The 13,293-nt window shown below is 31.5% G+C and carries 14 protein-coding genes; all 14 read left to right on the forward strand.

Going from position 1 to position 13,293, the window contains the following annotated elements:
* Nucleotides 1–9 precede the first annotated feature (9 nt).
* The 14 genes from PF022_RS00230 to PF022_RS00295 all read left to right on the forward strand — a co-directional run bounded on the left by PF022_RS00230 (nt 10) and on the right by PF022_RS00295 (nt 13,291).
* A complete protein-coding gene (locus tag PF022_RS00230; protein ID WP_442908563.1) occupies nt 10–942 on the forward strand; it encodes an NAD-dependent epimerase/dehydratase family protein in 933 nt (310 codons plus the stop codon).
* Entirely contained in the window at nt 935–1,957 is a 1,023-nt protein-coding gene (gene hddA / locus PF022_RS00235) for a D-glycero-D-manno-heptose 7-phosphate kinase (RefSeq protein ID WP_271021286.1), read from the forward strand. Before PF022_RS00230 ends, hddA begins: the two co-directional genes overlap by 8 nt.
* Before the next feature lies 1 nt (nt 1,958).
* Nucleotides 1,959–2,636 carry a sugar phosphate nucleotidyltransferase gene (locus tag PF022_RS00240; protein ID WP_271021285.1) on the forward strand — a complete coding sequence of 226 codons (678 nt, stop codon included), beginning with the start codon at nt 1,959–1,961 and terminating at the stop codon, nt 2,634–2,636.
* A 101-nt stretch (nt 2,637–2,737) separates the two neighbouring features.
* On the forward strand, nt 2,738–3,976 hold the full coding sequence (locus tag PF022_RS00245; protein WP_271022551.1) for a S41 family peptidase: 1,239 nt from the start codon (nt 2,738–2,740) through the stop codon (nt 3,974–3,976).
* Nucleotides 3,977–3,985: 9 nt separating this feature from the next.
* A complete protein-coding gene (gene purC, locus PF022_RS00250) occupies nt 3,986–4,693 on the forward strand; it encodes a phosphoribosylaminoimidazolesuccinocarboxamide synthase (RefSeq protein WP_271022391.1) in 708 nt (235 codons plus the stop codon).
* Between the two features lie 11 nt (nt 4,694–4,704).
* Nucleotides 4,705–4,941, forward strand: a complete 237-nt coding sequence (gene purS / locus PF022_RS00255) for a phosphoribosylformylglycinamidine synthase subunit PurS (RefSeq protein ID WP_271021283.1) — start codon at nt 4,705–4,707, stop codon at nt 4,939–4,941.
* Nucleotides 4,938–5,597 (forward strand): phosphoribosylformylglycinamidine synthase subunit PurQ, encoded by a 660-nt coding sequence (gene purQ, locus PF022_RS00260; RefSeq protein ID WP_271021282.1) that lies wholly within the window; start codon nt 4,938–4,940, stop codon nt 5,595–5,597. Before purS ends, purQ begins: the two co-directional genes overlap by 4 nt.
* Complete coding sequence (locus PF022_RS00265) at nt 5,594–6,817, forward strand: SH3 domain-containing protein (protein WP_271022392.1); 1,224 nt, start codon at nt 5,594–5,596, stop codon at nt 6,815–6,817. The genes purQ and PF022_RS00265 overlap by 4 nt, the downstream gene beginning before the upstream one ends.
* Nucleotides 6,804–7,502 carry a lysophospholipid acyltransferase family protein gene (locus PF022_RS00270; protein WP_271022394.1) on the forward strand — a complete coding sequence of 233 codons (699 nt, stop codon included), beginning with the start codon at nt 6,804–6,806 and terminating at the stop codon, nt 7,500–7,502. Before PF022_RS00265 ends, PF022_RS00270 begins: the two co-directional genes overlap by 14 nt.
* Nucleotides 7,487–8,959 (forward strand): hypothetical protein, encoded by a 1,473-nt coding sequence (locus PF022_RS00275; protein WP_271022396.1) that lies wholly within the window; start codon nt 7,487–7,489, stop codon nt 8,957–8,959. The genes PF022_RS00270 and PF022_RS00275 overlap by 16 nt, the downstream gene beginning before the upstream one ends.
* A gap of 36 nt (nt 8,960–8,995) precedes the next feature.
* Entirely contained in the window at nt 8,996–10,480 is a 1,485-nt protein-coding gene (locus PF022_RS00280) for a DEAD/DEAH box helicase (RefSeq protein ID WP_271021278.1), read from the forward strand.
* Nucleotides 10,480–11,604 (forward strand): succinyldiaminopimelate transaminase, encoded by a 1,125-nt coding sequence (locus PF022_RS00285; protein WP_271021277.1) that lies wholly within the window; start codon nt 10,480–10,482, stop codon nt 11,602–11,604. Before PF022_RS00280 ends, PF022_RS00285 begins: the two co-directional genes overlap by 1 nt.
* Entirely contained in the window at nt 11,601–12,935 is a 1,335-nt protein-coding gene (murC, locus tag PF022_RS00290) for a UDP-N-acetylmuramate--L-alanine ligase (protein WP_271022553.1), read from the forward strand. Before PF022_RS00285 ends, murC begins: the two co-directional genes overlap by 4 nt.
* Nucleotides 12,935–13,291: a hypothetical protein gene (locus PF022_RS00295; RefSeq protein WP_271022397.1), complete on the forward strand. Its 357-nt coding sequence runs from the start codon at nt 12,935–12,937 to the stop codon at nt 13,289–13,291. Before murC ends, PF022_RS00295 begins: the two co-directional genes overlap by 1 nt.
* The last annotated feature ends 2 nt before the right edge of the window (nt 13,292–13,293 follow it).

The following is a 13,293-nucleotide window of genomic DNA, read 5'->3' on the forward strand; positions in this document are numbered from 1 at the left end:
GGAGTGGTTATGAATGTTTTAGTAACTGGAGGAGCTGGGTATATAGGTTCAATGCTTGTGCCGACATTGTTAGAGAAGGGATATAGTGTAAGTGTTATAGATAATCTATCATTCAGACAAGATTCATTGCTTTCTTGTGCTAGATATGAGAAGTTTAATTTTATCTTGGGAGATGTTTTGGATACTTCTTTGATTAAAAGAGAAGTAGCAAAAGCAGATGTTTTAATACCGCTTGCAGCATTAGTTGGAGCACCATTATGTAAAAAGAATCCGACGCTAGCTAGAATGATTAATTTTGAGGCTATTAAGACTATGGCTGATATTGCTTCTTCTTCACAACTTTTTATATATCCAAATACGAATAGTGGTTATGGAATTGGTGATAAAGATAAAGAATGTGATGAAAATTCTCCACTAAACCCTATTTCTGAATATGGAATTGATAAGGTTGAAGCTGAAATGTATTTGTTAAATAAAGGAAATGCAGTTACTTTTAGACTTGCAACAGTGTTTGGAATCTCTCCTAGAATGAGACTTGATTTGCTTGTAAATGATTTTACTTATCGAGCCTATAAAGATCGTGTTTTGGTTCTTTTTGAAGAGCATTTTAGAAGAAATTATATTCATGTAAGGGATGTTGTAAAGGGATTTTTATGGGGGATAGAGAATTATTCTAAAATGAAAGGTGAAGCATATAATATGGGGCTTAGTAGTGCGAATCTAACAAAAAGACAATTAGCAGAAAAGATAAAAGAATATGTGCCTTCACTTTATATACATTCTGCTTGTATAGGGGAAGATCCTGACAAAAGGGATTATCTGGTTAGTAATAAAAAGTTAGAAAGCACAGGTTGGAGTCCTGATGTATCTCTAGATGATGGAATTAAGGAGCTTTTAAGAGCGTTTCCTTTGATGCATGTCAATAAGTATGCAAATGTCTGAAATAATTCGTACAAAAACACCATTAAGATTGGGACTGGCAGGTGGTGGAACTGATATAAATTTGTATTGCGATAAGTATGTAGGTAGTGTGCTAAATGCTACAATATCTCTATATGTGCATTGCACACTGATTGCTAGAGATGATAAAAGAATAGTCTTTGAATCTTCTGATTTGGATATTTGCTGTGTTTATGATTCTGATATACACTTAGAGTATGATGGCAAGATAGATATTTATAAAGCAATTTATAATAGATTAATAAAGGATTATATAAAAAAACCTCTTAGCTTTTCTATTTACACATATTCTGATGTGCCAAGTGGTAGTGGTCTTGGAGGAAGTTCTACTTTGGTGGTTGGAATTTTGGGTGCATTTGCAGAGTGGCTTAATATACCTCTTGGAGAGTATGAAATTGCAAAATTAGCATATGAGATAGAAAGAGAAGATTTAGGTATAGTTGGTGGTGCTCAAGATCAGTATGCAGCTACTTTTGGTGGGTTTAATTTTATGGAGTTTTATGATAACAAAAGGGTGGTGGTTAATCCTCTAAGAATTAGAAACTGGATAGTAGCTGAATTAGAAGAAAGAATTGTGCTGTATTTCACAAATATAACAAGAGAGGCAAAAGATGTAGAGGAGCATAAAAAAGGCTCTCTTGGGAATTCTAATTCACTAGAGGCTATGCATAGAATAAAGAAAGATTCAATAGAGATGAAAGAGGCGTTATTTAAGGCAGACTTCAAGCATCTTGGTGAAATACTTGGTAGATCTTGGGAAAGTAAAAAAGAGCTGTCAAATATAGTTAGCAATGATGAGCTAGATAGAATCTATAATCTAGCAATCAACAATGGTGCTTATAGTGGTAAAACAAGTGGTGCTGGTGCTGGTGGTTTTATGTTTTTCTTAGTTGATCCTATAAAAAAACATAAATTAATACAAAAACTAAATAAAGAGCAAGGTTATGTCCAAGAATTCCACTTTATAAAAGATGGACTTATTAGCTGGAGAGTTTAAATTGAAAGAAGTAATAATCCTAGCAGGTGGACTTGGAACTAGGCTAAGAGATGTAGTAAAAGATGTTCCAAAACCAATGGCAGATATAAATGGTAAGCCATTTTTACACTACATTTTTAAATATCTTAAAGCACAAGGTGTTCTAAGAGTAATACTGGCTGTATCTTACAAAAAAGAATTTATAGTTGATTACTTTAGAGATAAATATTTGGGTATCGAAGTGAAATATAGCATAGAAAATTCGCCATTAGGTACAGGTGGGGCTATAAAAAAAGCATTAGAATATATAACTAGTAGCGAATGCTATGTGATAAATGGAGATACTTACTTTACTCCTTCTTTAGATGATATTCGACTTTTAGATTCTAGTATTTCTTTATCTTTAAAGTATATGACTAATTTTGATAGATATGGTTCTGTTGTTATAAATAATGGGTATATAGAGAGCTTTTTAGAAAAAAAATATTTTAAAGAGGGCTATATAAATGCTGGAATCTATAAAATAAAAAAAGATATTTTTAATGGGTTTGTTTTAGATTCTAGGTTTTCTTTTGAAACTTTTTTAGAGATTCATTTTAGAGAGCTTAATGCAACTGGAATTGTATTTGATAATACATTTATAGACATAGGAATCAAGGAAGACTATGAGCTTTGTAAAAAACTTTTGCAAAATAATTAACATATAAGAGTTATTGAGTTAGAATAGACAATTAACTTAATTTTTAGGCTGTAATGATGAAATTTTTGTGTGGATTTTCTAAGGCTATTAGTATAGCTTTGATGTTTTCGGTTTTGTTTGTTTTTCCTGTTTTGGCCAATGATGATGAATCTAGATTAGAAGCTTATAATAAGCTAAGAAAAGTGATTGGCACTATTGAGAAGTATTATGTTGATGAATTAACTTTAAATGAAATTGTTGATAAGGCAATAAATGGTCTTATGTCAAATTTAGATGCACATTCTGCGTATTTGAATGAGGACAAATATGATGATTTAAAGATTCAAACAGATGGAGAGTTTGGTGGGATAGGTATAACAATATCACTAAAAGATGGTGGAATTACTATTGTGGCACCAATTGAAGGCACTCCTGGCGATAAGGTTGGTTTAAAAAGTGGAGATATTATCCTAAAGATAAATGATGAAAGCACATTAAATATGGATATAGATGATGCTGTTAGTAAAATGCGTGGAAAGCCTAGAACAAAAGTAAAGCTAACAATAGTCAGAAAAAATGAACCAAAACCTTTAGTATTTGATATCGTAAGAGATAACATTCAAGTTGAATCTGTGTATGCAAGGACAATAGAAGATACTAATTATGCTTATGTGCGTGTAACTTCATTTGATAAAAAAGTAAGCCAAAGAGTAGAAGAGGAGCTTAAGAAATTTAAAAAATTAGATGGAATCATTTTGGATTTACGAAATAATCCAGGAGGATTACTAAATCAAGCAGTTGAGCTTAGTGATTTATTTATTAAAGATGGTGTAATTGTATCTCAAAAGGGTAGGATTAAAGATGAAAATATAGTTTATAAAGCTACAAAAAGGACGCCTTACGCTAACACTCCTTTGGTTGTATTGACAAACAATGGAAGTGCTAGTGCAAGCGAGATTGTAGCTGGAGCTATACAGGACAATAAAAGAGGGATAATAGTAGGAGAGAGCACATTTGGCAAAGGTAGTGTGCAAGTTATATTACCAACCGAAAAGAAGGAGGCATTAAGACTTACAATTGCTAGATATTATCTCCCTAGTGGCAGAACAATACAGGCAGTAGGTGTAACTCCTGATATAAAAGTAGAGCCGGGTGTTGTGCCACATAGTGATAATCTCTTTAGCATAAAAGAGGCTGATTTGCAAAAACATTTAGAGGGTGAGTTAGAAAAGGTGGAGAATACTAAAGCTAAGAATAAAAAAGATGATAAGTCAAAAAACACAATAACACAAAAACAAGTGCTACAAGATATACAATTAAAAAGTGCAATAGATGCACTAAAGATATTTTCTGTGATATAGGAGTTGTATATGGAAAAGTTAGAACAATTATATGAAGGTAAAGGTAAAAAGCTATACAAGACTAGTGATTCTAAGTTGGTTATTTCAGAATTTAAAGATGATTTGACTGCGTTTAATGCTGAAAAAAGAGGTAGTGAGAGTGGCAAAGGTGCATTAAATTGCAAAATTTCATCTGAAATTTTTAAACTTTTGGAAAAAAATGGTATCAAAACACATTATGTAGAAACATTAGACGATAATTTGATGCTTTGTAAGCTCGTAGAGATAATCCCTATTGAAGTTGTTGTTAGAAATATAGCAACAGGTTCTTTAAGTAAGAGGTTGGGTATTAAAGAAGGCGAAGTATTGCCATTTACTTTGGTTGAATTTTATTATAAAGATGATTCTCTTGGTGATCCTATTATAAATGATGAGCATGCGTTGATTTTAAAATGCGTTAGTTCATTAGAGGTACTAGATAAATTAAGAGAGATAGGTAGAAAAGTCAATGATGTATTAAGACCATTTTTTGATAGCAAGAATCTTAATTTGATTGATTTTAAGTTAGAGTTTGGAATGTGTGATGGTGAGATATTGTTAGCAGATGAGATTACTCCTGATTCTTGTAGATTCTGGGATAAAGATACAAATGAAAAGCTAGATAAAGATAGATTTAGACAAGATTTAGGTAATGTCAAAATGGCTTATGAAGAAGTCTTAAAGCGTATTTTAGGCTAATAGGAGTTTATGTGATAGTTGAAGTAAAAGTAAGATTAAGAAGTGGAATCTTAGACCCTCAAGGTAAAGCTATACACCATGCATTGCTATCATTGGGACATAATAGCGTAAGCGATGTTAGCGTTGGCAAAATAATTACACTTAACATAAATAGTGATGATAAAGAAAAGGTTAGGCAAGAAGTTACAGAGATGTGCGAGAGTTTGTTGGCTAATGTAGTTATAGAAGATTATGAGATATTGTTATGAGTGTAGCTATTTTACAATTTTTGGGCACTAATTGTGAATATGATATGGAGTATGCATATTCTTTACTTGGGGTAAAGACAAAGATAATTTGGCATAAAGAAGAATCTTTACCAAGTGATACTAAGCTTGTCGTAATTCCGGGTGGCTTTAGCTATGGTGATTATTTGAGAAGTGGTGCTATTGCTAGGTTTTCTCCGATTATGAAGAGTGTTATTAAGTTTGCCAATGATGGTGGATATGTGCTTGGGATTTGCAATGGTTTTCAGATATTGCTTGAGAGTGGATTATTAGATGGTGCTATGAAGAGGAATGAGAATCTACACTTCATATCAAAGAGTGTAGATTTAGAAGTGGTGGATAATAATAATGCATTTTTATCAAACTTCAATACAGGTGATATGGTTAATGTCCCTATAGCCCATGCTGATGGTAATTATTATATTGATAATGTAGAAGAATTAGAAAAAAATAATCAAGTGATATTAAGGTATAAAGATAATATAAATGGTTCTATTAACAATATAGCAGGAATCTGCAACAAGCAAAAAAATGTTTTTGGTCTTATGCCACATCCAGAAAGAGCGGTGGATAGTCTTCTTGGCAATGATGCTGGACTTAAAATGTTACATGGGTTTGTAAAGTCTAGGATTCTATGAAAATTTTTATATATTTTCTATTTTCACTATTATTGTATGCACAAAGTGATGTGTCATTAGATTCTAGCTTGACTAGGACTAATGATACAAGAGAACAACAAGAAGCCATACAATCAAACGAGCTAACAAAAGAAATCAAAGAATTAATCTACAATAGTAGCAATCAAAACAATATAACAAGTGAGGCAAATAGCACTACAAGCATTCAAAATAATGCTGTTATTACAAAACATATTTACTTAAATGTGGTTAATTTTTCTAATGATATTTTGTATGTAAATCAAATAATTCCTATTGATTTTAAGATGTTAGTTTTTGGAGATTATTCCACGATAAAGACGGAATTTATTGTAGAAAATGATAGTGTTGCTATTTTAAATCCGCAGGAAAATTGGATATTAGAACCAGATTCTAGCTTGAAAAATACATTTTATTTTCAAATAAAGCAGACAAGCTATTCAATACCTAAGCTAAAAGTTACGATAAATACAAGCGATGGAGAATTCACAGAAAGCACGGATTTTATGCGTGGTAAAGCAATCAAGCTTGATAGAAAGGGTAGATATTCTCAAGTTATTGCAAATGATTTAAGAATATTAGATACAAAAATTACAACTTATGATTCTGAAAATAATCTAGCTGTTTTTCAACTTGCTAGTAAAGTTGGTAATTTGTTTGATTTTTACTTAGATAATTATTCTCAACAGGGCATTGAAAGCAAAGATGGAAATTACAAAGAATCTGTAGCATTTTATTATGTAATAGTGCCAAAGTCTTTAGGTGTTATTTCTTTTGATTATTTTAATACACAGCAATCAAAATATGTTGAATTACAAGTTGAAAATATCCCTCATGATGAGAGGGTTAGCACTCAAAGCGATATAAAGCCAAAAAACAATTTGCAATTTTTTAAAGTATCTATAATTTTATTTTTATTACTGATTTTTATTGGACTTTATTTTTATAAGAGGAAAGTTATTTTTATTGTTGCATTTGTAGCATTGCTTGTAGTTTTGTTTGTGGTTTTATCTTCTAGGAGTGAAGCGGTGTTAAAGGCAAATATACCAATTAGGATTCAGCCTACCTTTAACTCTACAATAATTATGACAACAAATAATGTATTAGAAGTTAAGATTTTAGATGATAAGAGAGGATATTACAAGGTTTTATTAGATGATGATAGAATAGGGTGGGTTAAGAAGAATGATGTCCAAAATTAGAGCCTTTAATGCTGTAGTATATGTGCTAGTTGTTGTGCCTTTTGCTATTTTGTTTATGTATATGTTTGGGCGATATAATAGGGTTATTAGGCGATTTGTTGCTAAAATATTTTTAAAGATATTTTGTGTGAAATATGAGGAGATTGGTAGCATAGATAAAGAAGCACAAATTTTAGTAATGAATCATCAAAGTTTCATGGATGTAATAGTATTAGAGGCTATATGTCCTCTTAATTTATGTTGGATTGCTAAAAAGGAGTTAGGTGAAGCTTTCTTGTATGGACATGCACTAAAGGCACCAAAAATGATACTTATAAATAGAGAGAGTAAAAGAGAGATAATAAGGCTACTTAAAGAAGCAGAAGATAGATTGCATAACAATAGAGTGCTATGTATCTTCCCAGAAGGCACTAGATCAAAAGGAGGAGAGAAGCTATTACCTTTCAAGCAAGGAGCTAAGGTTTTGATAGATAACTTTAAGTTAAAGGTGCAACCGATAGTGTTTTGTGGAACTAGGGCTAATTTAGATGTTGGTGCATTTAAGTTTGATAATTCCAATTTTACAATTAAATACTTAGAATCTTTTATTCCTAGTGGAGATGATTGGTATAACGAACTTAAAGAATTAATGCAAGATGAATATACAAAAATTTATACAAAGAGTGATATATGCATGGGCGAATAGTCAGATATTTAAGCAGTAATGGCAAGGGGGTAGTTATAAACTCTTCTAAAATGCTTTTTGAATTCACAAAAGAGACATGGCATGATATGAAGGTTATGCCTATGGTGGGTATGTATGTTGAATTTAGGTGCAATAATGACAATGTGATTACTGATTGTAGGGTATCTAAGTTTCAAGAATTTGGTGGAAATACTCTAATTAGTGAATATGATTTTTGGCATAATGATACTGATGAACAATTAGAAACGCTCCAAAGCAACATAAGAGCACAAATGGTGCAAAAGATATATAAGCAAACAAACTACGATAACATCACAACTATACCACTTACTATCAGGCTTGTAGATTCAATTAAGTGTTATTTTAAAGAAGAATTTTTAGCAATTTCATTTTTAAATGATTTGCATTTATCAGATGGTGAGTTTTTGTATGATTATTTTTATGTGAAAAAATTTGTTCCAAAGGCACTTGATAATTTATTAAACATAGATAAAACAATAAAAAAAGATGATTTTATGGAAGAGCTAAGTGTTGTTGCTAGACTTGAGACAGCATTTAGGGAGTTTGAGAGGAATCAAAACTTGAATGTCAAGTATATCTTTGAGCAGTTTTTTCTATCGCAACAATGTCATTTTCAGGCATTACTTGCAGCAATAGATAATGCTAGAGATTCAAAGGCATTTGCTACAAAAAGGATTGCTAGTATTAAAAGTGAAGTATCATTGCTAAATAGGCGTATTGAGAGTAAACTAAATGTAAGTGAAAGCAAGGCAAAAAAAGAAAAACTAGAATCTGAAATGAATCACCTGCTAAGTGAAGAGCAAAAGTTAGAGCATAAATTTACAACACTAATGTCATTAAAAGAGCAGTTTGAAAAGCATTATTTTGAAGAATTTCAAAGCTTGTTTGCAAAGACATATCAAAGGATTTATAAAAAGATAAAAAGCGGACTTGATATTTGCTTTAGCATTTTAGATGATAAAATTTATAGCAAAGCACTGCATTCTGTGTCTTTTGAAAAAATCTATTTTAAAAACCCAGAAAATGAAATGGTTCCAATTACAACATACTATATAGAACAATATTTAGATAGGCTAAATAAACATAAACTAAATGAATATGACAACTTGCTCTATCATCATATAAACAAGTTAAAAAAGCAACATAAGAGATATTATCTAATAGTTACTTCAGATGAAAAAGAAGCTATGGAAATGAAGCTAAAGATTCTTGCACAAAATAAGTTTAATTGTGTTAAGACTGCATATAAGCATACTATGTATTTTGCATATATGAGTGAGACAAAATTTGACAAGATATATGTTGATAAAAATAATATTTGGAAGGATATAAACTCCCTAATTAAAGAGGGCAGAATGCTAAAAACCAATGAAAAAACTCCATTTTTATTGATTGCAAAACAATCCAAAGAAAATCGCTTTGGGTTTGCAGATTGATAAATGTGATATAATTTGGGCTTTTTCGAGGATATAATGAAAACTACTAAAGATAATAAAAACGGATTTGAAATTTTTGGATTTAAAAAAAATATTTTAAGAGGTATTAAGGAAGCTGGGTTTAGTGAGCCAAGCCCAATACAACAAGAAGCAATACCTATAATACTAGATGGATTAGATGTAATAGCACAAGCACAAACAGGCACTGGTAAGACTGCTGCATTTGGACTTCCTCTTTTGCAAAAGATGAAAAACAATGGTGAAATTGAAGCATTAATTATAACTCCAACTAGAGAATTAGCTATGCAAATTAGCGATGAGATTTTTAGGCTTGGGAAGTTTAATAATGTAAAGACGGTCTCATTATATGGCGGACAACCAATAAAAAGACAAATAGAGCTTTTGGGCAAAAAACCACAAGTAGTAATTGCAACTCCCGGTAGGCTATTAGATCATTTGCGTAATGATAGATTAAAGAATTTTTGTCCTAGATTTGTTGTTTTGGATGAATCTGATGAAATGCTTGATATGGGATTTTTAGATGATATTGAAGAGATTTTTGAGTTTTTATCAAATGATAGGCAGACACTTTTGTTCTCTGCGACAATGCCAACGCCAATAAAGCACCTTGCACAGAAGATTTTGGATAATCCAAAGTTAATAAAAATAACGCCTGATAACACAACAAATACTGATATTTCTCAAAGGTATTACATAATTAATGAAAACGAGAGAGAAGAAGCTATTGTTAGGCTTATTGATAGTGAGATTCCAAATAAGGCAATAATTTTTACGCGAACTAAAAAAGAAGCAGATATTTTATGTGAAAGATTGCTTGATAGGGGTTATAACGCACTAGCATTGCATGGGGATATGGAGCAAAAAGATAGATTAAAATCCATAAAAAGTTTCAAAGAATCTAAAATTAATATCTTGGTTGCAACAGATATTGCAGCAAGGGGGCTTGATATTAGTGGGGTTAGCCATGTGTTTAACTTCCATATACCGCTAAACTCTGAAAGTTATGTGCATAGGATAGGTAGAACCGGCAGAGCTGGTAAAAAGGGGGTTGCAATCACTCTTGCTACTCCTTTAGAGTTTAAAGAAATAAGAAAGATAAAAGAAAGCACAAAGGCAAAAATAGAGCTATATGAGATTCCATGCATACAAGATGTTTTGCATAATAAAGAATCAAAAATGATAGAAAATATACTAAAACAAGATATAAGCGATGAATCTTTGCGACTTTATGAGCAACTTAGAGGCAATGTAGATATAGCACAATTAGTTTGCAAATTATTATCCATGATACTAAAAGAAAGCATAGTCATAGGACCAAATAAAATAGGTTATAAGAAAGAGGATTTAATAAGATTCAATAATGAGCTAGAATCCATAAAGAAAAAAAAGCAACCTAGAAGCAGAAATCATAGAGATAGAAAAGATACTAGAAACAAAAGGGATTCTGGGGGTAAAAACACAAAACAAACGGATAGCAAAAATCATAAAAGGAGAAAATGATGGATTTTCAACCATATCCTTTTGAAAAATTAAATGATTTAATAAAAGAGATTCCAAAAAAAGATGGCTTAATATCACTTGGCATTGGTGAGCCACAATTTGATACTCCAGAGTTTATCTGTAATGCTGTTTGTGAAGATGTAAAGTTATTTAATAAATACCCAAAAACTGCAGGTGAAGACTTTTTAAATAACGCCATTATCGAATATGTGAAAAATAGATTCAATATAGAGATTGCTAGAGATGAAATAGTCTCAACATTTGGCACTAGAGAAGTTTTGTTTAATTTGCCTCAATTTTTACTTTTTAATAAACAAAATCCTACAATAGCTCACCCAAATCCATTTTATCAGATATATGAGGGAGCTACTATTGCCTCTAAGGCAAATAGTATATATATGAATCTAACAAAAGAAAATGGGTATAAACCAACATTATCTAAAGAAGATATGGAGAAATGTGATGTTGTAATACTTAACTCTCCAAATAATCCAACTGGAATCTCTCTTAGCATAGATGAGTTACAAGAGTGGGTTGAAAATGCACTGACATATAACTTCGTGCTTATAAATGATGAGTGTTATAGTGATATATATTCTCTAAATCCACCATGCTCTATCCTTGAAGCAAGTATTAAGGCAAATAATAAAAGCTTCAAAAACATCTTAGCTATAAATTCTATCTCCAAAAGATCTAGTGCTCCTTCTTTAAGAAGTGGATTTGTAGCAGGAGATAGAGAAATACTACAAAAATATGCAAGATATAGAACATATGTTGGAGCAGCTTCTCCAAGCCCACTGCAAAGGGCGGCTTCACTTGCATGGCGTGATATAAAAAGTGTAGAAGAAAATAGGCAAAAATATAAAGAGAATCTGCAATTAGCAAGTGAGATTCTTAGCATTAGTGTGCCTAGTGAGACATTTTATGTTTGGCTTTATGTTGGTGATGATTTGCAATGGACTAAGGAGTTGTTATTAAGAGAGAATATATTAGTTTTACCGGGTAGCTTTCTATCTAGGTGTGATAATGGTATAAATCCGGGCAAAGGATATGTAAGATTGGCATTGGTTTATACGCAAGATATAATAAAAACTGCATTACATGGGATAAAAAAGTGTCTATAAAAAAGATTCATTTTATCGGTATAGGTGGTATTGGTATATCAGCACTTGCTAGATATATGCAAAGTAAGGGGATTAGCATTACTGGTTCTGATGTGAGCGAAGGGGTGATTACTAAGCAATTAAAAGAGGCTGGAATAATAGTTCAAATCCCGCATGATTCAAGCATTATAAATGACCAAGATTTAATAATACACTCAAGTATTATTAAAAGTGATAATGTGGAATTGCAAAAGGCTAGGGAAAAAAATATCAAAATAATGTCAAGAAAAGAATCTCTAAAATGGATACTAAAAGATACACAAGTATATGCAGTAGCAGGAGCACATGGGAAAAGCACGACAAGTGCAATACTATCTTCTATAATGCAACATGCAAACTCTCTAATAGGGGCTTTAAGCAAAGAGTTTGATTCAAATGTTAGAGTTGTGTGTGATGATAGGGCATGTGATAATGTTGTTGTTTTTGAAGCTGATGAATCTGATAAGAGTTTTTTAAACTGCAATCCATATTGTGCGATTGTAACAAACGCAGAACCAGAACATATGGAGACTTATGAGCATAATTTAGAGTTGTTTTATGGAGCTTATAGAGAGTTTTTGCTTCTAGCAAAAAAAAGAGTGATTAATGCAGAAGATAGTTTTTTGGGGAGTTTAGATATCCCATGTATAAAGCTATATCCAAGCAAAGATATAAGCGATGTTAGCTATATTTTGGATAATAATATCCCTAAGACCAAATTTAGATTAACACATAAAGATATAGATTATGGATATTTTGAATGCTATGGAATAGGAAAACATATAGCATTAGATGCGTCTTTAGCGATACTTAGTGTTGTGGATTGTATTGGGTTAGATGAGATTAGAGAAAATATAAAAAAGTTTGTAGGAATCAAAAAAAGATTCGATATTTTATGCAATAAATCTTGTGTGATTATTGATGATTATGCACATCACCCAACTGAAATTTCTACAACTATAAAGGCTTTAAAGATATATCAAAATTTAATAAAAGCAGATTCTTTATGCGGTATATGGCAGCCACATAAATATTCTAGGTTGTGCGATAATTTAGATTCTTTTGTTGAGTGTTTTTATGGGCTTGATAGACTAATTATTCTACCTGTGTATTGTGTGGGAGAAGAACGAAGAGAGATTGATTTTGAAAAGTTATTTGCAAAGTATAATCCTATTTTTGCTGACTATGTAAAGAGGGTTGGAGATAGCTTAGAGATATATAAAGATAATAAAAAGATTCTAGGTCTTAATAGCGGGATTATAGCTGGGTTTAATGCAGGAGATTTGACTTATCAGTTAAGAGGTGGAATTTGATGCATTATTGGCTAATTGTAATTTTAGTTGTATTGGTTATTTTGTTAATTGTGCAATTACTTGTTAGGTTTGAGATTCTAAGTGCTAATGCTAGGTTTGTTGTTGGTGGAGTGTTGTTGTTTGTTGCAATTTGTATTGGTATTTTTACTTCTATGCAAGATAAAAATGAAAGCTACATAAGGCAATTATCAGAAGTTTTCTTGCAAGGTAGAAATATCACATGCAAGTTAAATGGTGATAATATTGATGTTAATAATACGAAGTTTAATTTTGTAAGTGGCACACTTAGTGTGATAGGCAAGGAGGGGGAGTATTATAAAGTTAATATTCCTCTTAAGAATTGCCATAAAGAGTAAGT

This window comes from Helicobacter sp. WB40 (genome assembly GCF_027859275.1).
GTDB classification, from domain to species: Bacteria; Campylobacterota; Campylobacteria; order Campylobacterales; family Helicobacteraceae; genus Helicobacter_D; species Helicobacter_D ibis.

Excerpts from the sequence above, each read along its gene's own strand:
- PF022_RS00230 (WP_442908563.1), top strand. The coding sequence starts at position 10 with ATGAATGTTTTAGTAACTGGAGGAGCTGGGTATATAGGTTCAATGCTT.
- hddA (WP_271021286.1), top strand. The coding sequence starts at position 935 with ATGTCTGAAATAATTCGTACAAAAACACCATTAAGATTGGGACTGGCA.
- PF022_RS00245 (WP_271022551.1), top strand. The coding sequence starts at position 2,738 with ATGTTTTCGGTTTTGTTTGTTTTTCCTGTTTTGGCCAATGATGATGAA.
- purC (WP_271022391.1), top strand. The coding sequence starts at position 3,986 with ATGGAAAAGTTAGAACAATTATATGAAGGTAAAGGTAAAAAGCTATAC.
- purQ (WP_271021282.1), top strand. The coding sequence starts at position 4,938 with ATGAGTGTAGCTATTTTACAATTTTTGGGCACTAATTGTGAATATGAT.
- PF022_RS00265 (WP_271022392.1), top strand. The coding sequence starts at position 5,594 with ATGAAAATTTTTATATATTTTCTATTTTCACTATTATTGTATGCACAA.
- PF022_RS00270 (WP_271022394.1), top strand. The coding sequence starts at position 6,804 with ATGTCCAAAATTAGAGCCTTTAATGCTGTAGTATATGTGCTAGTTGTT.
- PF022_RS00275 (WP_271022396.1), top strand. The coding sequence starts at position 7,487 with ATGCATGGGCGAATAGTCAGATATTTAAGCAGTAATGGCAAGGGGGTA.
- PF022_RS00280 (WP_271021278.1), top strand. The coding sequence starts at position 8,996 with ATGAAAACTACTAAAGATAATAAAAACGGATTTGAAATTTTTGGATTT.
- PF022_RS00285 (WP_271021277.1), top strand. The coding sequence starts at position 10,480 with ATGGATTTTCAACCATATCCTTTTGAAAAATTAAATGATTTAATAAAA.
- PF022_RS00295 (WP_271022397.1), top strand. The coding sequence starts at position 12,935 with ATGCATTATTGGCTAATTGTAATTTTAGTTGTATTGGTTATTTTGTTA.